The organism is Lentzea sp. NPDC004789 (genome assembly GCF_053601075.1).
Genome location: NZ_JBSGBE010000021.1, coordinates 25,711 through 51,910 on the forward strand (window position 1 = coordinate 25,711; position 26,200 = coordinate 51,910).

The 26,200-nt window shown below is 68.1% G+C and carries 26 protein-coding genes and 1 pseudogene; 15 read left to right on the top strand and 12 right to left on the bottom strand.

Annotated elements, in window-relative coordinates; translation table 11 throughout:
- Window positions 1-29: 29 nt before the first annotated feature.
- The 4 genes from ACWEIJ_RS36265 to ACWEIJ_RS36280 all read right to left on the bottom strand — a co-directional run bounded on the left by ACWEIJ_RS36265 (window position 30) and on the right by ACWEIJ_RS36280 (window position 3,724).
- Window positions 30-497: a hypothetical protein gene (locus ACWEIJ_RS36265; protein WP_449841774.1), complete on the bottom strand. Its 468-nt coding sequence runs from the start codon at window positions 495-497 to the stop codon at window positions 30-32.
- Window positions 494-1,090, bottom strand: a complete 597-nt coding sequence (locus ACWEIJ_RS36270) for an RNA polymerase sigma factor (RefSeq protein ID WP_449841775.1) — start codon at window positions 1,088-1,090, stop codon at window positions 494-496. Before ACWEIJ_RS36270 ends, ACWEIJ_RS36265 begins: the two co-directional genes overlap by 4 nt.
- A 26-nt stretch (window positions 1,091-1,116) precedes the next feature.
- The gene (locus ACWEIJ_RS36275) at window positions 1,117-2,718 is read right to left on the bottom strand and encodes a S8 family peptidase (RefSeq protein ID WP_449841776.1); all 1,602 of its coding nucleotides are present in this window, start codon (window positions 2,716-2,718) and stop codon (window positions 1,117-1,119) included.
- 277 nt (window positions 2,719-2,995) lie between these two features.
- On the bottom strand, window positions 2,996-3,724 hold the full coding sequence (locus tag ACWEIJ_RS36280) for a hypothetical protein (RefSeq protein ID WP_449841777.1): 729 nt from the start codon (window positions 3,722-3,724) through the stop codon (window positions 2,996-2,998).
- On the opposite strand from ACWEIJ_RS36280, the gene ACWEIJ_RS36285 reads away from it, so the two are divergent.
- From ACWEIJ_RS36285 to ACWEIJ_RS36300, 4 genes are all read left to right on the top strand, one after another.
- A complete protein-coding gene (locus ACWEIJ_RS36285) occupies window positions 3,696-6,857 on the top strand; it encodes a BTAD domain-containing putative transcriptional regulator (protein ID WP_449841778.1) in 3,162 nt (1,053 codons plus the stop codon). The two genes, ACWEIJ_RS36280 and ACWEIJ_RS36285, sit on opposite strands and share 29 nt — an antisense overlap.
- Window positions 6,858-6,888: 31 nt before the next feature.
- Window positions 6,889-9,672, top strand: a complete 2,784-nt coding sequence (locus ACWEIJ_RS36290; RefSeq protein ID WP_449841779.1) for a BTAD domain-containing putative transcriptional regulator — start codon at window positions 6,889-6,891, stop codon at window positions 9,670-9,672.
- 84 nt (window positions 9,673-9,756) lie between these two features.
- Window positions 9,757-11,247: a hypothetical protein gene (locus tag ACWEIJ_RS36295; protein WP_449841780.1), complete on the top strand. Its 1,491-nt coding sequence runs from the start codon at window positions 9,757-9,759 to the stop codon at window positions 11,245-11,247.
- 5 nt (window positions 11,248-11,252) lie between these two features.
- Window positions 11,253-11,675 (top strand): hypothetical protein, encoded by a 423-nt coding sequence (locus ACWEIJ_RS36300; protein WP_449841781.1) that lies wholly within the window; start codon window positions 11,253-11,255, stop codon window positions 11,673-11,675.
- 249 nt (window positions 11,676-11,924) lie between these two features.
- On the opposite strand, the gene ACWEIJ_RS36305 is transcribed toward ACWEIJ_RS36300, so the two are convergent.
- The gene (locus tag ACWEIJ_RS36305; protein WP_449841782.1) at window positions 11,925-12,599 is read right to left on the bottom strand and encodes a TetR/AcrR family transcriptional regulator; all 675 of its coding nucleotides are present in this window, start codon (window positions 12,597-12,599) and stop codon (window positions 11,925-11,927) included.
- Window positions 12,600-12,624: 25 nt separating this feature from the next.
- Window positions 12,625-13,884: an FAD-dependent monooxygenase gene (locus ACWEIJ_RS36310; protein ID WP_449841783.1), complete on the bottom strand. Its 1,260-nt coding sequence runs from the start codon at window positions 13,882-13,884 to the stop codon at window positions 12,625-12,627.
- 230 nt (window positions 13,885-14,114) lie between these two features.
- Here ACWEIJ_RS36310 and ACWEIJ_RS36315 point away from each other — a divergent pair.
- The 5 genes and pseudogenes from ACWEIJ_RS36315 to ACWEIJ_RS36335 all read left to right on the top strand — a co-directional run.
- Window positions 14,115-14,318 (top strand): annotated as a pseudogene (locus ACWEIJ_RS36315) (cold-shock protein); the annotation flags it as partial.
- A gap of 30 nt (window positions 14,319-14,348) precedes the next feature.
- A complete protein-coding gene (locus ACWEIJ_RS36320) occupies window positions 14,349-15,050 on the top strand; it encodes a cold shock domain-containing protein (protein WP_449841924.1) in 702 nt (233 codons plus the stop codon).
- A gap of 287 nt (window positions 15,051-15,337) precedes the next feature.
- Window positions 15,338-15,508, top strand: a complete 171-nt coding sequence (locus ACWEIJ_RS36325; protein ID WP_449841784.1) for a hypothetical protein — start codon at window positions 15,338-15,340, stop codon at window positions 15,506-15,508.
- Window positions 15,509-15,679: 171 nt separating this feature from the next.
- On the top strand, window positions 15,680-17,083 hold the full coding sequence (locus tag ACWEIJ_RS36330; protein WP_449841785.1) for a glucuronoxylanase: 1,404 nt from the start codon (window positions 15,680-15,682) through the stop codon (window positions 17,081-17,083).
- Window positions 17,084-17,473: 390 nt separating this feature from the next.
- On the top strand, window positions 17,474-17,974 hold the full coding sequence (locus ACWEIJ_RS36335; RefSeq protein WP_449841786.1) for an MBL fold metallo-hydrolase: 501 nt from the start codon (window positions 17,474-17,476) through the stop codon (window positions 17,972-17,974).
- Window positions 17,975-17,994: 20 nt separating this feature from the next.
- Here the strand turns inward: ACWEIJ_RS36335 and ACWEIJ_RS36340 are convergent, their stop codons facing one another.
- The 4 genes from ACWEIJ_RS36340 to ACWEIJ_RS36355 are packed head-to-tail and all read right to left on the bottom strand — an operon-like array spanning window position 17,995 to window position 21,703.
- Window positions 17,995-18,816 (bottom strand): SDR family NAD(P)-dependent oxidoreductase, encoded by an 822-nt coding sequence (locus ACWEIJ_RS36340; protein WP_449841787.1) that lies wholly within the window; start codon window positions 18,814-18,816, stop codon window positions 17,995-17,997.
- An 11-nt stretch (window positions 18,817-18,827) separates the two neighbouring features.
- Window positions 18,828-19,865: a type III polyketide synthase gene (locus ACWEIJ_RS36345; RefSeq protein ID WP_449841788.1), complete on the bottom strand. Its 1,038-nt coding sequence runs from the start codon at window positions 19,863-19,865 to the stop codon at window positions 18,828-18,830.
- Window positions 19,862-21,004, bottom strand: a complete 1,143-nt coding sequence (locus ACWEIJ_RS36350) for an acyl-CoA dehydrogenase family protein (RefSeq protein ID WP_449841789.1) — start codon at window positions 21,002-21,004, stop codon at window positions 19,862-19,864. The genes ACWEIJ_RS36345 and ACWEIJ_RS36350 overlap by 4 nt, the downstream gene beginning before the upstream one ends.
- 3 nt (window positions 21,005-21,007) lie before the next feature.
- Window positions 21,008-21,703 carry a methyltransferase domain-containing protein gene (locus tag ACWEIJ_RS36355; RefSeq protein ID WP_449841790.1) on the bottom strand — a complete coding sequence of 232 codons (696 nt, stop codon included), beginning with the start codon at window positions 21,701-21,703 and terminating at the stop codon, window positions 21,008-21,010.
- A gap of 30 nt (window positions 21,704-21,733) precedes the next feature.
- Between ACWEIJ_RS36355 and ACWEIJ_RS36360 the strand changes: the two genes are divergently transcribed.
- Window positions 21,734-22,558 carry a UbiA family prenyltransferase gene (locus tag ACWEIJ_RS36360; RefSeq protein WP_449841791.1) on the top strand — a complete coding sequence of 275 codons (825 nt, stop codon included), beginning with the start codon at window positions 21,734-21,736 and terminating at the stop codon, window positions 22,556-22,558.
- On the opposite strand, the gene ACWEIJ_RS36365 is transcribed toward ACWEIJ_RS36360, so the two are convergent.
- Window positions 22,555-23,004, bottom strand: a complete 450-nt coding sequence (locus ACWEIJ_RS36365; protein WP_449841792.1) for a DUF4383 domain-containing protein — start codon at window positions 23,002-23,004, stop codon at window positions 22,555-22,557. The genes ACWEIJ_RS36360 and ACWEIJ_RS36365 overlap by 4 nt on opposite strands.
- A gap of 595 nt (window positions 23,005-23,599) precedes the next feature.
- Between ACWEIJ_RS36365 and ACWEIJ_RS36370 the strand changes: the two genes are divergently transcribed.
- The 5 genes from ACWEIJ_RS36370 to ACWEIJ_RS36390 all read left to right on the top strand — a co-directional run bounded on the left by ACWEIJ_RS36370 (window position 23,600) and on the right by ACWEIJ_RS36390 (window position 25,398).
- Entirely contained in the window at window positions 23,600-23,794 is a 195-nt protein-coding gene (locus ACWEIJ_RS36370; protein WP_449841793.1) for a hypothetical protein, read from the top strand.
- A 2-nt stretch (window positions 23,795-23,796) separates the two neighbouring features.
- The gene (locus ACWEIJ_RS36375) at window positions 23,797-24,609 is read left to right on the top strand and encodes an MBL fold metallo-hydrolase (RefSeq protein WP_449841794.1); all 813 of its coding nucleotides are present in this window, start codon (window positions 23,797-23,799) and stop codon (window positions 24,607-24,609) included.
- Window positions 24,606-24,770, top strand: a complete 165-nt coding sequence (locus tag ACWEIJ_RS36380) for a hypothetical protein (protein ID WP_449841795.1) — start codon at window positions 24,606-24,608, stop codon at window positions 24,768-24,770. The genes ACWEIJ_RS36375 and ACWEIJ_RS36380 overlap by 4 nt, the downstream gene beginning before the upstream one ends.
- A gap of 25 nt (window positions 24,771-24,795) precedes the next feature.
- On the top strand, window positions 24,796-25,035 hold the full coding sequence (locus tag ACWEIJ_RS36385; RefSeq protein ID WP_449841796.1) for a hypothetical protein: 240 nt from the start codon (window positions 24,796-24,798) through the stop codon (window positions 25,033-25,035).
- A 75-nt stretch (window positions 25,036-25,110) separates the two neighbouring features.
- Complete coding sequence (locus ACWEIJ_RS36390; protein ID WP_449841797.1) at window positions 25,111-25,398, top strand: hypothetical protein; 288 nt, start codon at window positions 25,111-25,113, stop codon at window positions 25,396-25,398.
- A gap of 1 nt (window position 25,399) precedes the next feature.
- Here the strand turns inward: ACWEIJ_RS36390 and ACWEIJ_RS36395 are convergent, their stop codons facing one another.
- Window positions 25,400-25,981 (bottom strand): DUF2231 domain-containing protein, encoded by a 582-nt coding sequence (locus ACWEIJ_RS36395; protein WP_449841798.1) that lies wholly within the window; start codon window positions 25,979-25,981, stop codon window positions 25,400-25,402.
- Window positions 25,982-26,200 lie beyond the last annotated feature (219 nt).

Below are 26,200 nucleotides of genomic sequence, written 5' to 3' on the forward strand. Positions count from 1 at the left end.
GAGCACCCGGTCAACGGTCGCCTGGTCCATCACAAGGCGATCGTCGGTGTGGTGACGGGGCGACCACGTGCGGGCCTCACCGTGAAGTAGCCTGAAGTGCTGGGAACGGTCATCGCGAACCGGCCGTGTTCGTCGGACTCGGTGGTGATCGTGCCGTCCGGTGTTCGCAGCTCGACCCGATGCGAGCCCGGTGGGGTGAGCCACCCGTCGACGCGTGTGGTGCGGTCCGAGTTGTGCCGGATGCCGACGATGACGGTCATGCTGGGACTCTCGAACGTGACGAGCCGCTCCCGGTTCTCGCCGCGGGTCGTGACGGCCACGAGGTCCGAGGCGGCGCGAGCGACTTCGGCATCCAGGTGCTCCACCGCCACTGCGAACCGAATGTTCTCCAGCATCTCGGCGGGCATCGGGTCGATCGCCGAGTACACATCACGGATGCTGTCGAGAATCAGGAAGTCCCTGTCGTCCAACGGCTCCGCCGCGCCATTGGTGCTCATCTCCAACTCCCGTCGATGTCCGCCTCCAGCATCGCTCGCAGCTGAGCCAGGCAGCGTCCCCGGGTCGGCCCCACTCCGCCACGCGCCATGCCCAGCGCCGCTGCGATCGGCCCGTAGTCGGGCCGCGGAACGAACGCGACGATCCGCAGCAGCGTTTGACACCGTTGCGGCAAACTCGCCACGACGGCCCAAAGCCTGCGCTGCCGGTCGGAAAGCACCGCGCTGTCCTCTGGCGACGTCGAAGGGTCTGGCAGGTCGTGTCCGTCCAGCGGTTCGTCGGTCCGGTCGGAACGCCGCACCCGCCATGCTTCACGTTTGGTGGTGGTGATGAGCCACCCCACGACAGCCGCAGGCTCTCGGATCTTCTCGATCTCCCTGAGGAAGTGCAGCCAGGTCGTCTGCACGACGTCCTGGCTGCTCAGACGATCCAGCCCCTGTGCGCGGGCGACCTGCCACAGCATCGGCGTCAGTTCGGCAACCAGGTCGTCGATGCACTCGCGCCTGCCTTCACGTACCGCGAGGAACAGCGCGGCAACTCGATCCCGGTGCTCACGGAGGCCATGTCTCCGCCCTGGTGCGTCGCTGTCATGCATGGCACACCTGCCTGTGCGGTCGCTGATCAGAGTCTATTCACCGCCGCCTTCGCCCGTATGAGCGTAGCTTCTCGGCGTAAGATCATCTTGAGAAAATCCTCCTGGCGGAGGTCGAGTCCGAAAGCGCCTTGCTGCGCACAGGCCAGACTTTCCTCGTCGATGAGCAACGAGGCGATTCGGGCCGCCACCATCGGGGCGGCGAAAGACGTTCCGCTCCACTCGGCACATCCGTAGCGGTAGTCGTCCGACTCCAACGACTCGCGGACCGCCAGCAACTCGTTGCCGCCATTCGTGGTCACCCGGAATTGCGGTGTCCTGCTGCCGTTGACGTTCTCCGGAAAGGTGCTGATGACCGCCGCGCCCGACGCCCAGCACCGCACCCATGGTCCGTCATTGCTGAAGAACGCCTTGGTGCCGTTGGGGTTGCAGGCCCCGACGCTGATCACGGGAGGGAAATCGTCGTCCGGACGATCCGCGAGCGCGGCTGGGAAGAACGGTCTGCTGCTCGCGTAGTTTCCCGCCGCTGCCACGACGATCACGCCACGCTCGCGCAGGTCGTCGATGGCTTTGGTCAGTTGGTCGTACTCGACGCCGGCCAGCCCCGCCTCGCGGTAGCCGCCGAGCGACAGGCAGACCACATCGACCATCTGATCAGGTCGGCCGTTCTCCTGCGCGTCCACGATCCGTTCGTGCAGCTTCTTGAGCGCCTGCACGAGAACATCCGCGTAGACGATCCCGTCGTTGTACATGACCCGGATCGACAGGACATCGGCGTCGGGTTCGGTCTGGTGAATGACGCCGATGACGAAGGTGGCATGACCGGTGTGGCTGCTGAGGTAGCCGGTGAGCGGTTCGGCGGTGTAGGCGCCTTCCCAGTACGACGGGGTGGTTCCCTCCGCGGCCGGTGTGCAAATGGCGTCCTGGAGCAGCCCGTCGACCGTGAGGAACTTGCACGCCTCCGTCGGCGTCGCGAAGGCACCGTTCTCCGCCCTGGTCACGGACAACCATTCGTTCTCGCCGAGGCCCGTGTCCAAGATCGCGATCACCGGTCGGCGGCCTGATCTGGGGACGGTCCTCTCCGGCCGCGGCAGCCGGATGGACACCGGTCTGCGCCAATAGCCCAGTTCGTCGACGTCTGTACCGGGATTGGGGTTGCCGCCGATGGCGCCGGGGACACCGTGCAGGACCGCCGACACGCCACCGATCCCGCCCATCGATGCCCCCACCATGACGTAGTTCAGCGAGATCTGCCGAAGGTCGGCGATCGCCTGGGCGTTGCCCGACTCGATGACCGTTGCCCGCCACTTCTGGAGGGCGCGCCACGCGTCGGTCTCGACCGTTGTCGGTCGCGCCGCCACGGGATGCGGGTCAGGTCTCAGCACGCCGCGGAAGATCAGAGGTGCTCCATTGGCCGCACGCGGAGCCGGGTCCATGACGAGGCCGAGGTCGTCCTTCAGCACCTGTGAGATGGCCGCTTGCTGATGATCGGCGTTGTCCATCTGGATCAGCAGTTCGTTCTTCCGGTACACCGTGGGGCCAACCGGCTGGAAGTCACCGACCTGGTACGCGGTGGTGGGGTCGAGCATCTTGGCGTCGTGCCTGGACAGCACCGCGGTGGGCAATGACATGAACCCGTACGAACTGTCGGATGTCCAGGACGCGCTCAACCGTGCCGCCCTGTCCCTGCTCAGGTATGTGATCTGGTAGTTCTTCGCGTTCATCATGCAGCTCCAGTGATGGGTGCTCACGGTCGAAGTACATGTCAGCGGTCACGAATGGGACACGGTGCGTGCCGTGGTCTGGCGCTCACACAGCGCAGGCCTGCGCGGACGTCGGCACGTCCCACCCGACCCGTTTGTCCATAGTGGACAGAGTGGCGCTGTGCGCATTCGACGGGCGATCGAACTAACGTCGCAGCGCGGCCAGGCGCTGAGCGGCATCGGCCTTGATCTCGCCCATCAACTCGGAGATCGCCGGCGCGGCGAGATCGATGACGACCAATCGCGGTGGCAGCAGGCCCTCGCTAGCCGTTCCGCTCATGATTCCGCTGGCCCATTGGATGCCATGGCTTGCCATCGGAGGGAACACCACGGCGGCGGCGAACCCGGCCAGAAGCGCGCCCCCGGCGAGAGGGGCCTTCCACGCCATCTCGCGCAGGTACCGTTTCCGGTTCTCGCGGAAGCGGGCGCTCGCTTCAGCGTGTCTCGTGCGCGCCGCCGCCTGCTCGTCGGCAGCTCGCTCGGAGATCTTCCCCAGTGCTGCTGTGTAGTCGCGCGAGAAGATTCCCATCGGAAAGATCTTCACGGCGAGCAGTGGAAACTTCTCCGCGCACAGGTACGCCTCGGCCAGCGCCTGCTTCGGATCGTCCTGCAGCACGAAGTAGTGGAAGTTCCCCACGTGACCGAGCGCCACCAGCTGTTCGTCCGTGAGCTCCTTGTCGCCGGCGCTCGCCGATGCCTTGACCGGCCGGTTGGTCAGCCGGACGAACGCGATCCTGGCGTTGTTCAGCTCGGATTGGCGCAATGCCTCGGTCGCGGCGCGCTGCGCGGCGGAGAGGTGGTCGAACGCCGCGTGGTAGTCGATCAGAAGGACCGCGTCGATCCGTTTGTCGATCATCGCCGCCGCGTTCTCCACGGATTCCACCCGGCGTTTCAACTCGGCCGTGTCCAACGTCGTCTTGATGGTGGCCGCCAACTTGAGAGCTGACGCGAGCGTATTCGGATCAATCATGTCCGCCTCTCCAAGACTGAGCGGCTTCAGGCCGCGACGACGTGCGAGAAGATCGGGAGGCCGCCGTGCGGAAGCCGAGGTGGGAGTCACCGAGCAGAACGTGCCGTACCAGGTTGCGCCACCGGTTCTCGCAGTTCCTTCGAAAATCCTTGAATCGGCGACCGCTGCCCGGTCAAGCTGGTGGCTCCCATCCGCGAGCGTTGCGGGGGACGAGGTGATGGTCGAGTTCCGTCTGCTTGGTGACGTCGAGGTCCGGTTCGGGGGCGATCGGGTCGACATCGGTCCGGCAAAGCAACGATGTGTGCTGGCCCTGCTGCTCGCCAACCCCAACAAACCCGTGCCGGTGGACCAACTGCTGGACGGCGTCTGGGGCGTCGATCTGCCGCGAAGTCCTCGTGACGCGCTGCACGGCTACCTCTCCCGGCTGCGGAGCCTTCTCTCCCGAGTGGAAGGAGTCACGATCACCCGGCACCCCGGCGGGTACGTGCTGCACGTTGAACCGGCGAGCATCGACCTGACCAGATTCCACCGTCTGACGACCAAGGCGCGTGCCACCGCGGAAGATGACGACGCGCTGGCGCTGTTCGACGAGGCACTCGGATTGTGGAGAGGGGACGCCTTTGCGAACCTGGACGCCCCGCGCCTGAACGAGCTGCGTGAGGCTCTGGACGCGGAGCGCCACCTGGCCGAGCTGGATCGTGACGACATTCGGCTGCGTGCCGGCCGGCACCACGAGCTGCTGGCGGACTTGCTCCGTCGTGCCGCCATGCGACCCCTCGACGAGCATCTGGCCGGCCAACTGATGACCGCCTTGTACCGCTGCGGGCGCCAGGCCGCTGCCCTGAACCAGTATCAGCGCGTCCGGTCCACCTTGGCGGAACGTCTCCACACGGCTCCAGGGCCGTCACTGCGCGAGCTGCATCGCCAGATCTTGGTCGCGGACCCGGCCCTCGACGTGTCGGCGATCAGCGGTCGCGTCGCCACCGGTGGGCCGGTGCCACGTCAACTGCCCGCAGCGCCGCCCGGATTCGTCGGCCGTGTTCGCGAGCTCGACGCACTGACCCTCGCCTGTGATTCGCACGAGCGGCGAGGTGGCACCGTGGTCATCTCCGCCATCGGCGGTGTGGGCGGAATCGGCAAGACCTCGCTCGCCGTGCGCTGGGCCGGTGACAACGTGGACCGGTTCCCCGATGGGCAGCTCTACGTCGACCTGCGTGGATTTGATCCGTCCGGGGAAGTGCTGGCTCCGTCGACCGCGATCCGCGGGTTCCTGCTGAGTTTGGGCGTGCAGCCGTCCGAGGTTCCAGCGACGCTGGAACCTCAGGCGGCTCTGTACCGGAGCCTGGTCGCGAACCGGCGGATCCTGATCCTGCTGGACAACGCACTGGACGCCGAACAGGTGGGCCCGCTGCTCCCCGGTGACTGCACGCCGACTGTGGTGATCACCAGTCGCCGCCAGCTCAGCGGTCTCGTCATCACCCGTGGAGCGCGGACCTTGGCGCTCGACGTGCTCGCCCCGGCCGAGGCGCGTCAGCTGCTGATCGAACAACTCGGGTCGGAGCGCTGTGCGGCGGAGCCGGAAGCGTTCACGCGGCTGTTGCAACAGTGCGCCGGTCTTCCGCTGGCGTTGAGCATCCTGGCGGCGCGCGCGGCGGCACGGCCCACCGTGCCGTTGCACGCGCTCGCGGACGAACTCCGGGACGTCGACAGCCACGGCGGCTCGCAGATCAGCGGACACCTGGCCGCCGTTTTCTCCTGGTCCTGTCTTGGCCTCGCCGACGACACGGCGCGACTGCTGCGCATGCTCGGGCTGGCCGCGGGACCGGACATCGGAGTTGCCGCCATCTCCAGTCTCGCCGCGCTGCCGGTGACCCGCACCCGGCGACTGCTGCGCGAGCTCGCCGCCGCACATCTCGTACAACAACACCGGCCGGGCCGATATCGCATGCACGACCTGGTGCGCCAGTACGCGGCTGACCGCGCCTCGCGAGAAGAGGCGCTGCCAGATAGAAGACAGGCTGAACGCAGACTGGTCGACTTCTACCTTCACACCGCGCACGCGGCAGACGGATCGCTGTACAGGCATCGCCCGCCCATCGAGCTCGGCTCCCCGGCGGATGGCGTGGTACCGCAGCGTCTGGTCTCGCGGAAGGCTGCCATGGCGTGGTTCGAGGACAACCACCCGTGCCTGCTCGCCGCACAGCTGCTGGCACAGCAACGAAGATGGGATGAAGCTGTCTGGCAGCTCGCCTGGGCGCTGACCGTCTTCCACTGGCGGCGTGGGCGAGTCCACGAACACATGACGATGTGGCAGGCAGGACTCGAGGCCGCTGATCGGCTCAACGACCCGGTGGCACAGGCCAATGCGCATCGGCTGCTCGGGCATGCGCTGGGACAGGCGGGCAACTGCGCGGACGCCGAGCCGCACCTACGGCGGTCGCTCGCGCTGGCGGAGTCGGCAGGTGATGTGTTCGGACAGGCGCACACCGAGCAGCTCCTGGGGTGGCTGTGTGCCCGGCGAGGAGACGATCGGGAGGCCCTGGAGCACGCGGTTCGCGCCCTGCGAATGTCCGAAGGGCTCAGGAACCCGGTGTGGACGGCGATTGCGCTGGATGCGGTGGGATGGCAGAACGCACGGCTGGGCCGCCACCATCGAGCTCGCGCCTACTGCCGGAAGGCGTTGACGGTACATCGCGCTCACCGGCACGCCGAGGGCGAGGCCGAGGCGTTGACCAGCCTCGCGTACATCTCCCACCACACCGGCCGGCACGACCTGGCGTTGCGGCAGTACCACCAGGCTCTCGTGCGTCGTCGTGAACTCGGCGACACCTACGCCGAGGCCGACACCCTGGTGCAGCTCGGGCACACGTATCACGCGGTCGGCCAGCACACCGAAGCCGTCCATGCTTGGCAGCGGGCTGTCGAACTCTACGAGCGGCAGCGCCGAGCGACCGAGGCGGCGCGAGCGCGGGGACTGTTCGAGGACCTTCGGCCGTGTCGCAGGGCCGAAAGTCAGCAATGCGTCGAGGTTCCTTGAATCGCCTAGTGGTCAGGGTTAGGACGGTTCCGTGACGGTGGAGTTCCGAGTGCTCGGCACCGTCGAGGTACGAGTTGACGGTCGAGAGCTCATGATGGGGCACGCAAGACAGCTGTGTGTGCTCGTGGCGTTGTTGCACGATGTCGGCAGGCCCGTGCCGGTTGATCGCATCCTGCACCGGGTGTGGGGTGATGATCTGCCCCACCGGGAGAGAAATGCTTTGTACGGTTATCTTTCCAGGCTGCGCCGCGGGCTCGCCGACGCAGGAGAAGTCACCGTCACCCGGCAACGCGCCGGTTACGTTCTGAGCGCTGATGCCGACACGCTCGATCTGCACCGCTTCCGCAGCCTGATCGCTGAGGCCAGGTCGTCGGACGACGGGCGGGCCGCGGAGCTCTTCGCACGCGCGCTCGCCCTGTGGCGAGGTACCCCGTTCGCCGGGCTGTCCACGCGGTGGATCGATGGGCTGAGGACAACGCTCGAGGACGAGCGGTTCAGCGCCGTGCTCGACCGCAACGACGTCGCGCTGAAGCTCGGCCGGGAAAGTGAGGTCCTGGCCGAGATGATCGAGGAGACGATCGCCCATCCGCTGGATGAACGCCTTGCCGGACAAGTCATCCAAGCGCTCCACCGGTGCGGACGGCACGCCGAGGCCGAACGTCACTACGCGCAGCTGCGCAGGCGTCTGGCGGACGAACTGGGGGTCGATCCGGGTCCGCAGGTGAGGGAGATTCACGAGCGGCCGGTCACCGGATCGCCGGCGGCGTCCGGAACGAGACAGAACCTGGCCGCCACGCCTGTGCCGAGACAACTGCCCGCCCACACGCCGTACTTCGTGGGAAGGCGGACCGAGCTCGCCGGGCTCGACCGCGAGCGGCAGACCGCCGGTCGAGGGCCCGTGGTCGCGGTTGTCACGGGCGCTGCGGGAGTCGGGAAGACCACACTCGCGGTTCATTGGGCGCATCGCGTTCAGGACGCCTTTCCTGACGGCCAGATGTACGTAAACCTGAAGGGCTTCGACCTGGACGGCCGTGCCCTGCTTCCGTCGGATGCCTTGCGGGGATTCCTGACGGCTTTCGGTGTTTCCCCCGACCAGGCTCCTGCGGAACTCGACGCGTTGGCGGCGATGTTCCGCAGCCTGCTGAGCACCAGGCGGGTGCTGGTGGTGCTGGACAACGCTCGTGACGAGGAACAGGTCCGGGCGTTGCTGCCCGGCGTCGGCAGTTCGATGGTCATCGTCACCAGCAGGCATCGTCTGGCCGGTCTGGTGGCGCGCGAAGGCGCTCGGTCGATCTTGGTCCGCACGTTGAGCTACCAGGAGTCCCGTGAGTTGCTGGTGCTGCACCTGGGGCGCCGGCGGGTCGACGCGGAGGCTCAGGTCGTCGACGAACTCATCGCCGGTTCGGGATGTCTGCCACTGGCGCTCGCGATGATCGCCGCCAGGGCCACGATGGAACCTGGATTCCCGTTGCGAGCGCTCACCGACGAGCTGACGAACGAACAGTCGCGATTGGACACTTTCGACGACGACGATCCGCAGATCAGTTTCCGGGCGGCCATCTCGGTGTCGTGCCAGCGCCTGCGACCGCCTGCCGCGCGCGTGTTCCGACTGTTGGCCACGCACCCCGGCCCCGATGTCTCGGTGTCGGCGACCGCAAGTCTGGCTGCCATCACGCTCAGGAGCGCGGGGAGTGCGATCGAGGAGCTCTGGCGCGTTCACCTGATCGAACAGCACCGGCCTGGGAGATATCTCTTCCACGACCTGATCCGGGCCTACGCCGCAGAGCAGTCCCGGTTGGACGATTCCGCGGCCGAGCGGGGACAAGCGTTGCACCGCCTGCTGGATCACTACCTGCACACCGCGACGTCAGCAGCGATGTTGTTGCGTCCCATGCGAGAACGGATCCAGCTGGTTGCTCTGGTGCGGGGGACCCTCCCGGAGACGATGAAGGACTACCGTCAGGCCTGGCAGTGGTTCGAAGCCGAGGCGCCGGTCCTGCAAGCGCTCATCACGGTCGCCGCCGGCTCGGGGTTCGACGCCCACGTCTGGGAGATCTCGTGGACCTTGGCGGACTACTTCGACCGCAAGGGACGTTGGCACGACTGGATCACGGCCGGGCGTGCGGCTCTCGCCGCTGGACTCAGGCTGGCAGACCTCGGCGCACAGGCGAGCGCACATCGTGGCCTCGGCCAGGCCTTCACGATGCTGCGTTCCTTCGGTGCGGCGCACACACATCTGATCAGCGCGATGGCACTGGAGGCCGAGAGGGGCAATCTGGTGGGGCAGGCGGAGATTCACCGCGACCTCGCGCTCATGAACGACGCACAAGGCAAGTTCACGGTGGCCATGGAGCACGGCGAGCAGGCGTTGGAGATCTTCCGCACCTGTGGTCACGCCGCTGGCGAGGCGGCTGCGCTGAACCAGGTCGGCTGGTCGCACTGTCGGCTCGGGAACCATCGCCGCGCGTTGCTGCTGTGTGAGCAGGCGCTCGCCCGGCACCGCGAGCTCCATGAGTGGGCAGGCCAGGCGGTCACCTGGGACAGCTTGGGCTACGTTCACCACCACATGGGCAAGAGCGCTCGTGCGGTCCAGTGCTACACGCGGGCGCTCACGCTCTATCGCGACGTCGGAGATCTCTTCGAGATCGCGGCCACGCTGGCCCGGCTCGCAGACGCGTATGTCGCCCAGATGGAGTTGGGCGCCGCACGGCGGGCACTGAGCGACGCACTCGCCATCTTCGACGATCTTCATCATCCGGACGCCGCGGATGTTCGGAGGAAGCTGCGAGGTCTGCTCGATCCCGCACAGACTTGACCTGTGGGTTCAAGAACAGCCGAAGGCTCACCGATGTTCTCGCGCGCAGGCTGATCGGCGACACCAACGCACGAGGAGGTTGTTGTGCCGATTAACCAGAAGTTCCTGTTGCAGGCGTTCTACGACGCGCTGTTCGACTCCCAGACGCTGGCCCCGCCCGGAGTTGGCGACGGCAGGCCCGCACTGCAGAGGTCGCGAACACATCTGGCGATGATGTGGCCCGGACTGGCGATCGACAAGGCGCAGTTCGCGAACCAGTGGTCGCCCGAGAACCCGACGGGTTCGATGGCGGCCGCGGAGAACTTCTCCACGCTCGTCGATCCCGCGCCGCTGCTCGCACCTGTGTACACGCCGGGAGGTGGTGTGGACGAGTTGTACGGCGAGATCGTCAATGCGAACGTGCGTCCAGCACCTCCGGACCCGGCCGGCCAGGAGGCCTTCGAGAAGGCGTGGAAGGTGCTGACCGTCGACGGCATCGACTACGACGACACAGGAAAGCAAATCACGGTTCCGGTCGATTCGCCGCTGTTCCGCAACTACAAGAACAAGAGAGCGCGGTACGTCGCGGCCCTGACGTCGTACACGTCCGCTTACCTGCAGCACGACCTGACCAAGCCGGAGGACCAGCGCAAGTGGGCGATCATCGGCCCGCTGCTTCGCGATCCGGTCGATCAGGCCTACAACGACCTGCAGACCGCGCGCCCCGGCGTTGTCGAGTCCGCCCTGGCCACCGTGGATCAGTACCAGCAGTCGAGCTTGGCGGAGATCTTCGCGAGCGCCCGCCGCGTGTACACGGAGACGCGGAAGTCGAGCCTGGTCGACCCGGCTTCGGACTGGCACCTGTGCCAGCCGTTCCCGGCGAACTGGATGGCCGACGCCGCGGCCGACCAGTACGCCACGGTCACGATCAACTCGAGCAGCATGCGGCTCAACTCGGACTCCAGGTTCGCGAGCTGGGCCGCGGGAGGCGGCATCGACTTCGGGCTGTGGAGGGTCGGAGCCGCCGGTTCGACGACCACGCAGCAATACGACCTCAGCGCCGAGACCAAGGATCTCACGCTGTCCTTCAAACTCGGGCGAGTCGAGATCCGTCGCCGAAGCTGGCACCGGTCTTCGCTGACCTCGCTGCACGGGTGGAGCACCGCGGGCAGGGCACCTGGTGACTACTCCACCGGACGTGCCGACGTGAATCCCGGGGTGTTCCCGTTGCTGCCCACGGCCTTGCTCGTGGTGTCGGAGTTCAAGGCGAGTGCCAAGTGGGGAACCAGCGACCTGCACAGGGCGGCACAGGCCACGACACTGGGCGCCGACGTGTCGTTCCTGACGTTCAACCTGTCGGGCAGCCATCGGAGTGGCTCGTCGTCGAGCAGGTACCGGTCGACCTTCGACGGCACGACGGTCTCCGCTCCGGGACCGATGATCGTCGGTGTGATGAGCACCGTTCAGCCGTTCACGCCACCCACCGACGGGCCGCCTTCGGTGCTGGACGCCGCGCAGCTCTCGGAGGCTGCGCCGAGGGGAGACGGCAACGGCCAGGTGGACCACATCGGCGAGTTCGTCTCAGCACAGGGGTAAGGCGCGTGAACGGCAAGGGAAAACCCAAAGCGATCACGTGGTGCGTCGACTTCGCCCTCTTTCCCGACGACACCGTGCTCGGCCCCAAGTTCACGTTGGCGGGAATGACGTTCGAGGACCTCCCCGGCGCGCCGGGAGCCTCCTTCGTGAACCAGACGAAGGGCGTTCGCGCTCTGCAGTTCTTCGATCCCGGCATCGACGTCGAACTGCTGGTCGTGGTGCCCTGGGTGCGGGTGCGCGTCGGCCAGTTCAACAAGCCGTTCTTGATCGAGGCTCTCGACGTCAACGGCACGGTGGTCCATTCGGTCACGACCAGCTTCCCCGACCAGTACGGGACCGTCGTCCTGACCGGCGATGGGATCTCGAGGTTCCGCTGCACCGGTGGAGGCCATGAAGGCAGCATTGCGTCGGTGTGCACTCCGCTGTAGCACGCGGTCTGCAGGTCCGATGGTGGTGAGTCGTTGTGTTGTCCTTGACAGGGAAGAGGGCGGCCCAAGGCACGCGCCGGGCGTGTACGACGTCCGGCGCGCGGCAGGGGGAGTCAGCCAGGCGGAGATCGCCGACCGCAGCGGGCTTCTGCTGCGGCTCGACGGCGGAAAAGAATGATCAACCCCGATCTTGATGGCCGCCATCGGACAGGGCATCCTCACCGCCACCGACCCGGAGGGCGAGTTGCTCTACCGGGGCGTGGCGGGCTGGGAGAGGAGGTCCACGACGACCGCGCGCTTCTCGTCGAGGTCGCGGACACCTGCGGCGGCGGTGGCCCGGATCTGTTGCGGGGTGGCCCGTTCCGGCCCGAGCAGAGCGGTGACGGCGGCGGCGAGCACTCGCTCGGGGTCGTCGACCATGGGCGCGGACCGGCGGGTGGTGGTCAGCTTGAACCCGGAGATGAGCGAGTCGAGCGCGAGTGCCTGTTCTCCGAGGGGCCAGTCGGTCCTGGCCAGGTCGTTCGCGCGCCAGATGGGCAGGATCTGGCGCATGACCGCGTCGGGCCCGAGGGCGTCGAGCAAGGTGGTCGAGCGGGGGTCGTCGGCCAAGGCGCCGAGCAGCTCCTCGTCGCCACCGCTCAAGGCGCCGACGTACGGGTGCGCGGTGGTTGCCTGGAGCATCTGCGCGCACAACCGGGAAGGGCGCGCCAGGTCCGGATCCTCGGTGACGGCCGCGATCGTCTCGTCGGCGAGCGCGAGGAAGTCGCGGCAGACGAGGTCGAGCAGGAGATCTTCCTTCGTCTTCCAGTACAGGTAGACGGTTCCTTTGCCGATGTGGGCCCTGCGCGCCACCTCGGCGATGGTGACGCCCCTGCTACCGCGGGAGAGGACCAGCTCGCCCGCGGCGGCGAGGACGCGTGTCACCTTGGACGGTGGGTGTCCGGATGACTCAGGCAACTCGTGTCTCCTCCGCGGGGCTGATCGGCTCGCCCAGGATCTTGGCGACGATGTCGGAGCCTTTGTAGTCGATGATCTCGTCGAACCGCATGATCCGGTCGGCGAGCCGCTTGCCGAGCCTCGACCTGCCGAGCAGCGGGATGGCGCGGCGCAGCTGGATCTGCGCGTGGTTGTCGGGGACGAAGATCCTCCGGTCGTCGGGCGCGGCGTCCTGGTAGTGGGTGAGGTAGGGGCGCAGGCCGCGTTCCCACTCGGTCAGTGCCGTCGCGATGTCGCCCGGATGACGTTCGAGCATCGTGCCGAGCACGTCGGCTCCGGCCAGCGCGGAGGACACCCCCATGCCGGCGTAGAGGGTCACGCACCAGGCGGAGTCGCCGACCAGGACGACCCGGCCGCGGTGCCAGCTGTCCATGCGCACCTGTTCGACCGAGTCGAACAGGACGGCGTCGGTGGTGTCGAGCGCGTCGAGGACGGAGCCGAGCGTGCGGCCGGGCGGCTGCGGCCCGAAAGCCGCGCGGACGCTGTGGCCGATCGGCCGGGTGAACTCGGCGTCCACGTCGTCGGTGCGGTAGCTGAGCAGGATCGTCGGGTTGTGGTCGGCGAACCCGAAGACCCACATCGAACGGCCGGGCTCGAGCAACGTCGCCCCCTGTCCCGCGGCCAGCCCGGCGGGCACGCCAGGGTACTCGAATGCGGCGAGCATGAACCCCATCCGCCTGAGGTACCGCTCGTGCGGCCCGAAAGCGAGTGATCGCACCGTTGAGCGCAGCCCGTCCGCACCCACGACCAGGTCGAACCGCTCGGTGGTGGTGACGCCGGTCGCCGAGTTCCGCAGCGTCACATCGACCCCACCGGCGTCCTGGGTGATGGTTGTGGGGCCGGTGGAGAAGCGCACCTCGACGTCCTCGGACAGAGCGGCGAAGGCCGCCTCCTCGACGTCGCCGCGCACCATCAGCCACGGCCTGCCGGGCAGGTCGGAGTACGACATGCCCGGCCTCGCGCCGCCCTTGCGGTCGATGGACACCGAGGCCAGCGACGACGTGCGGTCGTGCACGTGGTCGAGGATGCCCAGGCGGCGCGCGGCCGCCTGGCCGGCGCCGAACAGCGCAACGAAGTAGCCACCCGACCGCCGCTGCGGCGCGCGCTCGACGATCACCGGTTCCCATCCGGCCCGGCGCAACCGCGCCGCCGTGGCCAGTCCGCTGATGCCCATGCCGACGATCAGGACACGTCCGTTCTCGTTTCGTCTCATACGAAGAAGCGTACTGACCAGACTGGTCATTCGGTCAGTATGTGGCTTGAGTCATAGCAGAGAAACGCGATGAGGACGTCCGCGAACTCGGGCAACGGCTGGTGACGGCGCGCGAACTCGGTGACTTCGGCGATGTGCTCACGGCGGAGCTGCCGGGCGTCGGGGTCAGCATGTACATGCGGCGCCTGGGAGACTGGACCCCCGACCACCCGCGAGACCAGGAGTGCACCGTGCAGCAGGGAACCGTCCGCTGGTACGACCTCGAGCGCGGCTTCGGCTTCCTCGCCCCGGACGACGGTAGCGCCGACATCTTCGTGCACGTCTCGCAGGTGCGGGGTGAGGGTGCGGCCCGGGTGCTGCGCGAGGGCCAGACGGTGGAGTTCGAGCCCGGTGAGGGACCCCGCGGTCCGCAGGCGCTGCACGTCACCGTCACCGGCGACGCCTCGCCTGACGCGACCCTGGGCGTGCTCGCCACCGTCTCCTGGTACGAGCCGGCCAAGGGCTACGGGTTCGCCGTGCCGGACGGCGGGGGTGCGGAGGTGTTCGTGCACTCCTCCGCCATCGTCACCGGGGGCGTCCTCGCGGCCGGGCAGCGGGTGGCCTTCGTCGTCACCGCGGGGGAGAAGGGGCCGCAGGCGCAGCACGTGGTGCCGCTGAGCTTCGACGCCGGGGTCCGCAGGGCCCCTCTGGTCGCGGCCGGCGACGGTGCCGACGGCTCCGTTCTGTGGTTCGACGAGGAGAAGTCGTTCGGCTTCGTGGCCGCCGACGACGGGGCTGGCGACGTCTTCCTGCACGTGCGTGCCCTGGTCGACGAGGGGTACTTGCCGGTCGAGGGCGACCGGGTCTCGTTCACGACGGTCACCGTGGACCAGGGTCGTCAGGCGCGTGAGGTGCGGTTCGTGGCCGCGGGCGAGCCGGTGGAGGCCGCGGCCCCCAGCCAGGCTCGTCCGGCCGCCCGGTCCGCAGCCCGCGCCGGCGACGGCACGGTGGCCCGTTACGACGCCGACCGCGGTTTCGGCTTCATCACCCCCGACTCGGGCGGGCCCGACCTCTTCGTGCACGTCTCAGTGGTCTCCGGTGAGCCCCTGGTGGCTGGGGAGCGGGTGCGCTTCCGCATCCGGCAGAGCGACCGGGGCCCGCAGGCCGACGCCGTCGAGCGCGCCTGACCGTCCGGAACGGTCCTACGACGCCTCGAAGCGGGCGACGTAGCAGCGCTGCCGCGGCGTCTCGACCGCCCGGTGGTCGTAGCGCCGTGCGTGCAGACGAATACGTCCATGCAGGTCAAGAGGCATCGATGGGTAGTGGTCGTCATCCGGCGTGATCGCGGCCGTGATGGTCCGCTTCGCCTATCTCGCCGTCTCCCGCGCCTTCGCCTCAATTTCCTCATTCGTGACCGCGACGCCGAATACCCCGCGTTGATCGACAAAATCTTCGGCACCGCTGGATCGCTACGGTGCCGACCGGTGTCCGGATGCCCGGCATGAATTCCCTCATCGAACGCTGGGTCAAGACGCTTCGCGCCGAACTGCTGGACCGCGCGCTGATCTGGAATCACGCCTATTGCGCGGAACGGTTCGGCGGCACTTCCAGGTGCGTCACCTCAGGTGGGCTGAACATCATGTGAAGTGATTGCCTTGCGCTTTGCGTTCAACCGTGGCCGGCGAGTCGTCTTTAGTTGATCTACCTGTGCCTGGGCCAACTGGATCAGCCTCGCTGCGCCGCCGAGGGTATGGACCTTCTCAACTTTTGTTGTTCGACGAATTCGATTGTTGGCTTCCTTGACTGTGGTGCCCGAGTGCTGTTAGTACTGGTTGCCGGGAGCGTTCCCAGAGTTGTTGTCCTCACTCCGGAAGTCGGCACGGTTTTGCGTGGGCGACCCGGCATCCGATGTATTTCGATCTTGAACGAGAGCAAACTTCACGGAGATGCCATGACGTCAGAGCGAGAGCATTTGGACAGCGCGGGTTCGCATCCCTTACGTCGGCGTACATTGCTGGCGGCGGGCATCGCGCTGCCAGCGCTGGCGGCCGGGGTTCCCGCTGCCGCGGCCGCCTCGGTGGTCGTCGAGCCGTCGAACGTGCAGCAGACGATCCTTGGCTTCGGCGGGATGAACCACACCGTGTGGATCAGCGACCTCACCGCCGCTCAGCGTGAAACAGCGTTCGGCAACGGTGCCGGGCAGCTCGGGTTCTCCGTGCTGCGCATCCCCGTCCACGAGGACCGGGCCAACTGGAGTCGTGAGGTCGCCACGGCGAAGCGCGCGGTCGAACTCGGGGCCAAGGTCTTCGCCTCGCCGTGGAATCCACCTGCCTCGATGACGGAGACCTTCTCCGGAGGCAAGCGGCTGCGTTACTCCTCCTACGGGGCTTACGCGCAGCACCTGAACGACTTCGTCACGTTCATGGCGAACAACGGAGTGAATCTGTACGGAATCTCGGTCCAGAACGAGCCGGACTACGCGCAGGAATGGACGGCGTGGACGTCCGGTGAGATGGTCCGATTCCTGCGCGAGAACGCGGGCGCGATCAAGACCAGGGTCATCGCCCCCGAGTCGTTCCAGTACCGCAAGAACTTCTCCGATCCCATTCTCAACGACAGTGCCGCGCTGGCGAACGTGGACATCATCGGCGCGCACCTCTACGGCACCCGAACCGCGGACTTCCCCTACCCGCTCTTCCGGGAGAAGGGCAGCGGTAAAGAGCTGTGGATGACCGAGGTCTACTACCCCAACAGCACCGACTCCGCTGATCTTTGGCCACAGGCGCTCGATGTGGGCGAGCACATCCACCGCGCGCTGGTGGACGGCCGGTTCCAAACCTACGTGTGGTGGTACATCCGCCGCTCCTACGGCCCGATGCGCGAGGACGGACAGATCAGCAAGCGCGGCGCCAACATGGCCCATTTCTCGAAGTGGGTTCGTCCCGGTTATTCACGAATCACCGCGACCGCGAACCCTCAGGCGAACGTCTACATCTCGGCGTACAAGAGCGGGGCCAGGATCGTGATCGTCGCCATCAACAAAAACACGTCGCCGCTCGACCACGTGTTCACCATCCGGGACATCGGGTCCGCGACCGCCTCCACCTGGTTGACGAATGCGAGCGCGAACCTCGCTCGCTACAACGACTTCACCGTGTCGAACGGGACTTTCAACGCTCAGTTGCCTGCCCGCAGCATCATGACACTCGTCCTGAACTGACACTGTCGGCGAACGGCAAGGGCGCTGTAGTGGTGGCTGGTGCCGTCGGCCAGCCATAGCGGTAGCCGGGATCAGCACGTAGATGTCGCAGTCCTGCACCGCGTCCACGCGCATCTGGGTCGGAGGCTGATCGGAAGCGGTGAAGTAGGCCATGTCGCGCGGAGTGCGGCCGAGCCGCTTGATCGCGGACTCCGCGGCGTCCACGAACGACTTTCTCTGGGGCCACCAAACATCTCACCGTAGATCGCAGGGCCGTCTCGGCGTGTACATCCACGACGATTCCCATGCCGCCTACCTGCACGGATGCGGTTTCCGGCACGCACAATCCTAGCCGACACCGTCATCGACGGCTGCCCACCGATCTGGCACCCCGTGCCCGACTGGGGTGCGGTGACTCGACGCGCCCCGGACCTGACGATCCACACGGCACTCACCTTGCACAGCGACAGCCATCCCGCCCACACCAACGGCGACGTGATCGCCTGGCTCCCCGGAACGCGCGTGTTGTTCGCCGGCGACCTGCTCTTTCACCGGGTCACACCGTTGGTGTTCATGGGCTCCCTGGAAGGTGCGCTGCGATCGCTGGACTGGATCGCCTCGTACGAACCCCAGCACGTGGTGCCCGGCCACGGCGCCGTCATCGACGCTCACACCCTGCCAACGGTGCTCGACCAGCACCGGGCGTACTACCGGCTGGTGCTCGCCACCGCCCAGAAAGGCCTGCGCGACGGACTCACACCACTGGAGGCAGCCCGCACCTGCCACCTCGGCCCGTTCACCGACATGCCCTGCTCGGGGGCGGTCTCGGCGGCTGGCTCGGTGCCGAGCTGGTCGAACGGCTCGGCATCAGCGTGGAGGACGGGGCACACCCCGACGCGCCCAGTTCGCTGAAGCCGAGCGGGACCACCGCGTCAGGACGATGAACCGAGCCGCTCGCCGTAGCGCCGGGCCAGCCGGACGATCGCCGTCGAGGCAGGAGCGATGGCGGCGTCGAGCACTCGGCTGATCGGTGCGAGCGAACCCAGCCGCGCGATCTCCCACCAGCGCGGTACGGCCACGGTCCGGGAGATCCTGGCGGTCAGGCACTTCTCGACCGCGCGGGCGACGTGCTCGGGATCGGAGCCCGCGGACAGCTGACGTGGCGCGGACTGCTCGGCGGGCCTGCCGTTGAGGTCGCGGGTGAGCCATTCGGTGCGAATCGGGCCGGGACAGACGACGTGCACCCGCACGCCGTGCGGCACCTCGCGGCGCAGCCCGAGAGCCAGGCCCAGCACGCCGGCCTTCGTGGCGGAATACAGCGACAACGGCGGCACCGGAACCCATGCGCCGATGGACGACATCATGACCACCTGACCGCCACGGGTACCGAACTGCGCAAGCACCAGCCGGGTCAGCTCCGCCACCGCGGTGAAGTTGACGTCGACCAGGCTTGTCACCTGGTCGCCGCTGAGGTCGGTGAGCTTGCCGACGCGGCCCTGGCCGGCGTTGTTCACCAGCGCGTCGATGCGGCCGAAGCGTTCGACGACAGTGCGCACGAGCAACTCCCGATCCGTTGGCTCGGTGACGTCGCAACGGACGCCCCACGCATCGGGCAGGTCGGCCAGGGCGGCGTCGAGCCGTTCCTGGTCACGGCCGCAGATCACGACCTGCGCACCTTTCCTCGCGAGCCGCCGGGCGGTGATCCTGCCGATGCCGGCGGAGCCTCCGGTGACGAGAACGACGGTGCCTGCCACGGATCGCATGCTCACCTCGCGCGCAAGAGCGTGATGTACAGGGTCAGTCCTGGACCGAACGCCATCGCCACCACAGGATCGCCCGGCCGCGCGGTGGTACCTCGCAGCAGTTCGTCCAGGACCATCAGGACCGTTGCCGAGGAACAGTTCCCGTGTTCGCGCAGCACGTGTCGCGACGGTTCGAGCGCGTTCGGCGGAAGTCCGAGCTCGTGCTCGACGGTGTCCAGAATGCGCGGTCCGCCGGGGTGTACGGCCCAGCCAGGCACCTCGGGCACGGTGAGCCCGTGCTCGCCCAGCAGACGCTCGACGGCGTTTCGCACGTGTTTGCCGAGCACTTCGGGCACCTGCGGGGACAGCGTCATCCGGAAGCCGTGGTCGGTGACGGTCCAGGTCATGTGGTCCGCTGTGGACGGATCGGTGACGGCGCTGGTGGCGACGATCTCCAGGTCGCCCTCGTCCGGCCGTACGACGACCGCGGTGGCCGCGTCACCGAAGAGCGCGTGCGACACGATCTGACCGGCATCCGTTGTGGATGGTTGAACGTGCAGTGACGTGAGTTCCAGGCACAGCAACACCGCGGGGCGCCGATGAGCATTGACGTAGTCGGCCACGGTGGCCATCGCGGGCAGGGCGGCGTAGCAGCCCATGTGCCCGACCAGCAGTCGCTGCGCGTCGTCGGCCAGTCCGAGCGAAGCGGCCAGCTGCACGTCGAGTCCCGGCGCGGTGTATCCCGTGCACGACACGACGGTGAGCTGACCGATGTCGGCGGGTTCCAGGCGTGCCGAGGCGAGGGCGGCTGTGACCGCTTCATGACCCAACGTTCGCGCGAACGCGTTGTAGAAGCGCATGCGCTCGCCGGTCGTGCACTCCGACACGTCGAAGTCCAGTGGACTGACGACAGCATGCCGGCGCTGCACTCCTGCTGCCGAGAAGATCCGTTCGGCAGCCCTGCTCTCGTGAAGGAGCGGGCGGAAGTGGTCTTTCCACATCGTGTCCTGCTCCACCACGGGAGGCAGCGCGGTGCCGATCCCGGCGATGTGCGCGCTCACCAGCGAGCCACCTCGTCCGGGTCGTCGCCCATCGCGGCGGCGCCCAGCCAGTCCGCGCACACGTCGGACGTCGCCGGTTGCAGCGCGCCGCACCGCGCGTCGCGGTAGAGGCGTTCCAGTGGATGCCCGCGGCGGGTGGCGGAAGCTCCTGCCGCCTCCAGCACGGAGAACGCGACGGCGGCTGCGGTGTCACCGGCGATCAGCTTGGCCCGCCACACCCAGCGGTTCGCCTCGGGACTGCCAGGAGCCTCGGTGATGAACCGGGCGGCTTTCCTGACGACCAGCTCCGCCGCGGCCACCTGGACGTCGGCGCGCCCCAACCGGGCGCGGACCATGGGGAGGGTGTGCAGCCCGCGCTCGCGGAGGTGCTCGGAGCCGTGGCGCAGCACGGCTTGAGCGACGCCGACGTAGACAGCGGCGTAGGAGGCCACCAGCCATTGCGGCATCACCTGTGCCAGCAGCAGCGCGGCGCCCTCGATGCCGCCGACGAGCGCGTCTTCACCGACTTCCACTCGCAGGTGCAGGTCGTGGCTGGCGGTGGCGCGCATGCCGAGCGAGTCCCAGGTCGGGTGCACGTCCACACCTGGACCGGCCGGTACGAGGAAGTAGGAGATCTTGGGATCCTCGGAGTCGCTGTCCCTGGCGGCGACGAGGTACGCGTCCGCGTGCCCCGCACCGGAGACGAACGTCTTGGCGCCACTGATGCGGAAGCCCGAACCCGTTCGCTCGTACGAGGTTCTGACCTGGGACAGCCGGGATCCGATGCCCCGTTCGCTCATCGCGACCGCGTACAGGGCGCCTTCCGCCGCGGCTTTCAGCACGCGGTCGCGGAAGGCGAAGAAGCTCTCCGCCCCGCTGAACTGCCGCACCAGCTCGTCCGGTGTGTGAGCGAGCGCCCCGGTGACGGACGCGTGCATGTTGAAGATCAGCGCGGTTGCTCCCGCTCCACTACCGAGCTGCATCGCGATGTCGGTGTAGTCGGCGAACGACGCACCGGCGCCACCCAGGTGCCGCGGTGCCATCAGGCCGAGCAGTCCGGCCGCGCGCAGGTCGTCGAAGTCCTCCTCGGGGAAGTCACCGGACGCGTCGTAGCGCGCCGCCCGGCTGGACATGCGTTCGGCCAGGGAGTGGAGGTCCAAGGCTCATCCCTTCTTGCGGCCGGCACCCTGGAAGAGCACGGCCGTGATCGCGGTCGGAAGCATGCGGACCGAAGACCTTCGACGCACCGACCACGCGAGCAGGTCGAGCAGTGACGGGCGGATACCCCGCAGCGCGAGGTGCACACCGTGCCGGGCACATTCCCGCACCAGTACGTGACGATTCACGAGCAACGCGGGATCGTGCACGCCGCGCGGTGCGAGACCGACGCGTTCGGCGACTCCGATCGCCACCAGGCGGCACAGGGCGGTGTCGGCGAGCGTGTCCAGCACCAGCAGGCCACCCGGCTTGAGCAACCGGCAGGCTTCGGCGATCGCACCGGCGAGGTCGTGGACGTGTTCGAGGATCTCGCCGGCGACGACCACGTCCGCGCACCCGTCGGGCAACGGCACGGCGAGGACGTCGGCGCGGATCGCTTCGACGCCGTGCTCTTCTACTTGCCGCAGACCGGACTCCGAGAGGTCGACGCCGATGTGGCGGTAGCCGTGGACGTGCGGTGCGAGCAGGCCCGCACCGCAACCGAGGTCGACCAGGACCGCACCGGGCCGTGCCGCCGGGATCACCTGAGCGCGGGCGACCGCGAGCCAGTGCAGCATCGCGAACGGGCCCCGCGGCTGCCACCACTGGACGGCGAGCCGCTCGTAGAGCTCCGGGTCGTTCGGTTCAAGATCGACCTGCACGTCGGCCTGCGACTGGCAGACTGGAGATCCATGGGCCGCCTCGAAGCTCTCGCGCGTTCCTGTCATCCGTTGCCTTCTCTCGCCGTCACCGCGGTCGCCGCAGCGCTGGCCATGACCACCGGCAGATCTCCCGGCGGTGTGGTCGCCGTAGCCGCCGCCGTGCTGGCGGGGCAGCTGTCCGTGGGCTGGCTCAACGACCTGCTGGACGCCGGCAGAGACGCCGGCGTCGGCCGCCGGGACAAGCCCGTCGCGTCTGGTGCTGTGACCCGCGGGGCGGTCGGCGTCGCCACGGTCATCGCCGCGGTGGCGGCGATTCTGTTGTCGCTGCTGTCCGGCGTGGACGCCACCTTCGTGCACGTCGTGATGCTGTGTTTCGCCTGGGCATATGACTTCGGCTTGAAGGCGACGGTGATTTCGGTTGTGCCGTACGCGGTTTCGTTCGGACTGTTGCCCGCGTTCGTCACGCTGGGCGGACCGGGCGGGGAATGGCCGCCGTCGTGGCTCATCGTGGCCGCCGCTACGCTGGGCAGCGCCGCGCACTTCGCCAACGTGTTGCCGGACTTGGAAGACGACGCCGCCACCGGGGTGCGCGGCCTGCCGCACCGGCTCGGCAAGGCCGCCAGCGCGGGCGTCGCATCCGCGCTGGCGGTGATCACCGGAGTGGTCCTCGCGTTCGGCCCGTCGGGTCCCGTCACGACGGCGGGACTGGTGGCGGTGCCGTTGTCGATCGTGATCCTCCTGATCGGCCGGATCCGCGGCCGGCGTGCCGGATCGCGGGCGAACTTCAACGCCTTGCTCGCGGTGGCGGTCGTCGATGCCGCACTGCTGATCATCACTGGGGGAGTGGAGCTCTAGCCTCGATGCCTGGTGGTGCGGGCGCCGCGGCCCAATGCGAGCCCGAGCCCGGCCATGCCGACGCCCAGCAGCAGGTGCAGCCAGTTGTCGGCGGTGTTGAGGGGCACGAAGTTGGCGGTGCTGTCGTGGTCGATCACCAGGCCGTAGAGCCACAGCAGCAGGTAGACGATTCCGCCGCCGACGAGGTACCAGTACGCGCCGTGTGCCGTGCGGGACATCAGGAATCCGACGACACCGAACGCCAGGTGCACGATGTTGTGCAGAATCGACACCATGAACACTCCGAGCAGCATTGCCTGCGACTCGTGGCCGGCGAACTGCAGGGTGTCGTAGCCGGTTGTGAGACCGGGGATGAAACCCGCGACACCGACGAGCGCGAACACGATGCTGACTGCCAGTGCGGCTTTCTGCACTGGCGTGCGCACCGCGGTTCCGGTCTGAGGCATGACGACTCCAAGCGGGAAGCGAAGGCGTGCTTCGGTCGTGCCCGGCTACCCGTGCCGTTGGCGCGCAAACGGAAGCCAGGTACGACCACGGAGATCAGGTCGTGGGTGACGTCGTCGAAACCGATCTCGCCGGTTGCCCGCGCGAGTCGAGTCGAACCGGTGTCGCCCTCTGGTTGTTCCCCGCGCGCCCTCGCTGAGCGGCATCACGTGCGTCGCCAGGTGATTGGTCACGAGCTCGCCGGACGCGATGCGGTCGAGCAGCCTCGGGATTTAGCGCTGCCCGTGCTGCTGCGCGCCGCGGACGGTCAGTCCCTTGTTCATCAAGGCGCCCAACGGGAACTTGTCCACGCAAGGCGAAGGCGATCCTGGAAGCGGGCGAGGTGGTCCGGCCCGACACGGCGCCCACGCATCCGGGTCCGATGGGTAAGGCGTTGCAGCTGGTGACGAGTCGGGCCGGGGGCGGTGGTCGGCTGTGAAGGCGTTGTGCTGGGTACGAGTTGTTCAAGAAGAAGGAGGACGACTGCGTCCGCGCGGTCTTCCGCCTTTGATGTCGGCCGGCACGTTCATCGCGGCGGTGCCGGGGTAGCCGACCGGCATGAGCACTGAGCGCCAGGACCCGGAGCACGAGTACGACGAAGCGAGCCGCGCCTCGCTGGAGGAGGCCGGGACGGACGAGGCGGACACCGTTCCGGGGCGCAGCGGCTCCGGGTCCGCCCATCCCGAGCCGAACCCGACGGGCAACGTGGGCCTCTCGGACTACTCGGTCTCCGACGACCCTGACCGAGGCTGACGATGACCGGCTCGCTGCAGTTCGTCGGCAACGCCACCACGGTGCTCCGGCTCGGCCCGTTCACGCTGCTGACCGATCCCAATTTCCTCCACAAAGGACAGTGGACGTACATCGGCCAGGGTCTGGTGTCGCGCAGACTCACCGATCCGGCGATCGAGATCGCGGACCTGCCGGGGCTGGACGCCGTGGTGCTGTCCCATCTGCACGGCGACCACTTCGACCGGGTGGCGAGCCGCGAGCTCGCGCGTGATCTGCCTGTGCTGACCACCCCGCACGCCGCGAAACGCCTGTACCGCAGAGGATTTCGGGAGGCGGCGCCGTTGCGCACGTGGGAGACCGTCACGCTGTCGCGTGGCGCGGCGAAGCTGACCGTCACGTCACTGCCCGGCCGGCACGCGCTGGGACCGCTGGGGCGCTTGCTGCCTCCCGTCATGGGCACCATGCTCGAGTACCGGGAGGCAGCGGGCGTCCTGCCGTTCCGGATCTACCTCAGCGGCGACACGCTGGTGCATCCGGCGTTGCGGCAGATCCGGAACCGGTTCGAGGGCATCGACCTCGCGGTCGTGCACCTCGGCGGCACCAAGGCGCTCGGTGTGCTGCTCACGATGGACGGCAAGCAGGGCGCCGACCTGGTCGAACTGCTCGCGCCGCGCACCACCGTGCCCGTGCACTACGAGGAGTACGGGGTCATGAAATCACCGCTGTCCGACTTCACCGCCGAGATCTCGGGGCGCCGGTCCGGGTTCGACATCCACGTGGTGGCGCGTGGAGAGACCTTCGCGCTGCCGATGACCGATGAGAGGAGTTCGTTGTGACCGAACCGGAACATGATGGCGTGGAACGTGGTGCGGCCGAAGAAGGCAGCGGTACGCCGTTGACGCCCACCGAGGAAGAGGCGTCGGAGCGCGCGCCCAGTGACCCCAGCGGTCCGGGTGCGGGACTGGACGGTGGCGGCCGCTTCAGCGACGACGGCTGACCGAAGGCGAGGAGGTGCGATCGTCATGCCTGTTCCCGTCGACGACCTGAAAAGACTCCTCCAGTCGGACCGCCCGGACGCGACGCTGGTGCTGGTGGAGGGCCGCTACGTGGTGGCGGACCGCGTGGAGGTGGCGTCCGGCGCCCTCCCCGTGGTCACGAGAGAGGAGCTGCTGGAGCGTCTCGGAGGACGGCCGATCACGGACCGCGACCTCGACGAGGTGGCCGCGACGCTGAGCTCTGCCGTCGACAACCGGGGCGGGTGACGGAGGTTGGATCCTGGCTTGGACGGGTAGGGCTGACGTATGACGCGAACTCGCTGCCGCGCTGACGGCGCCGAAGTGACACTGCGGTCCAAGACGATGGTCCTGGACTTCATCGGGGAGTGCGACGGCGCCACCATGCGGTTGGTCGCCGAGCTGCCGGACGCCGGCGGAGCCGAGGACGGCGGGACCGTCGTACTGGAGCAGGACGGCGCGACCGTCACCCAGCCAGGCGGAGAGATCCGCCTGGCCGCACGGGAACCGCTGCGGTGGGACGGCGAGCCGGTCGACGCCGAGTTCGTGCTGCCGGAGAGTCCGGAGTCGACGGTGCTCGCCGTCCGCGGGCTCGCCGTGCAGGTGGAGTGACTCAACGGACGTGCCGGGTGGAACGGCGCACCTCGAAGGGGCGCACGTTGCTGTCCTCCGCGGGGCTCTGCCAGCGGAACACACCGGCGCCCTGGGCGTAGGAGAGGTGGCCACCGAGCGCGCCGCCGACGCCGAGCGCCGCCAGTCCGAGCAGGCTCAGCAGCTTTCCCCCGGTGTGGGCCTCGCGTCGTCGTGCGGCGTAGGACGCGGTGAAGCAGGCCAACGCGGCGGTGTTCGCGACCGCGTGCACGACCCCGACCCGCTGCTGCCGCCGCCCCAGCCCGTCGTAGTCCGCGAGTCCCAGGAGGACGGTCGGTGGTGCCGCCGCCAAGCCGATACCGGTGAGGCGGCGCGCGGCGTCCTCGTTGCCTGCCTGAACGTCCAGCGCCGACGCGCACACCCAGGCTCCGATGGGCACGGTGATGATCAGGGGGTGCAGCGGATGGCCGAGCCACGATCCGCGCAGCACCTCGCGGAGGCGTGACGACCGCAAAAGCCGCCGCGCGGCGGCCGCGATCACTGCCGCCGGCCGGTCAGCGGCACGGAGGTTCTCCGCGGTGCGCAACACGTCATGAAGGTTCATGGCTGCGGATACCCCGCCGCGTGCCGGCCATCCCGGCGGTTTGGCCGGCAACGCCGGTGGGGGTGTCGCCACGGCTGTCGGGCGCCACCGGGGCACTCGGTTGCCGACGCCGGCCACCACAAGGCGAGCCGGTCGTCGCCGAGCTCGAACTTGTCGCTGGCCGGGTGCAGCTTGATCCCCGCCGCCCGGCCTCGACACACCGCGGGGCTTCGCCGGGCT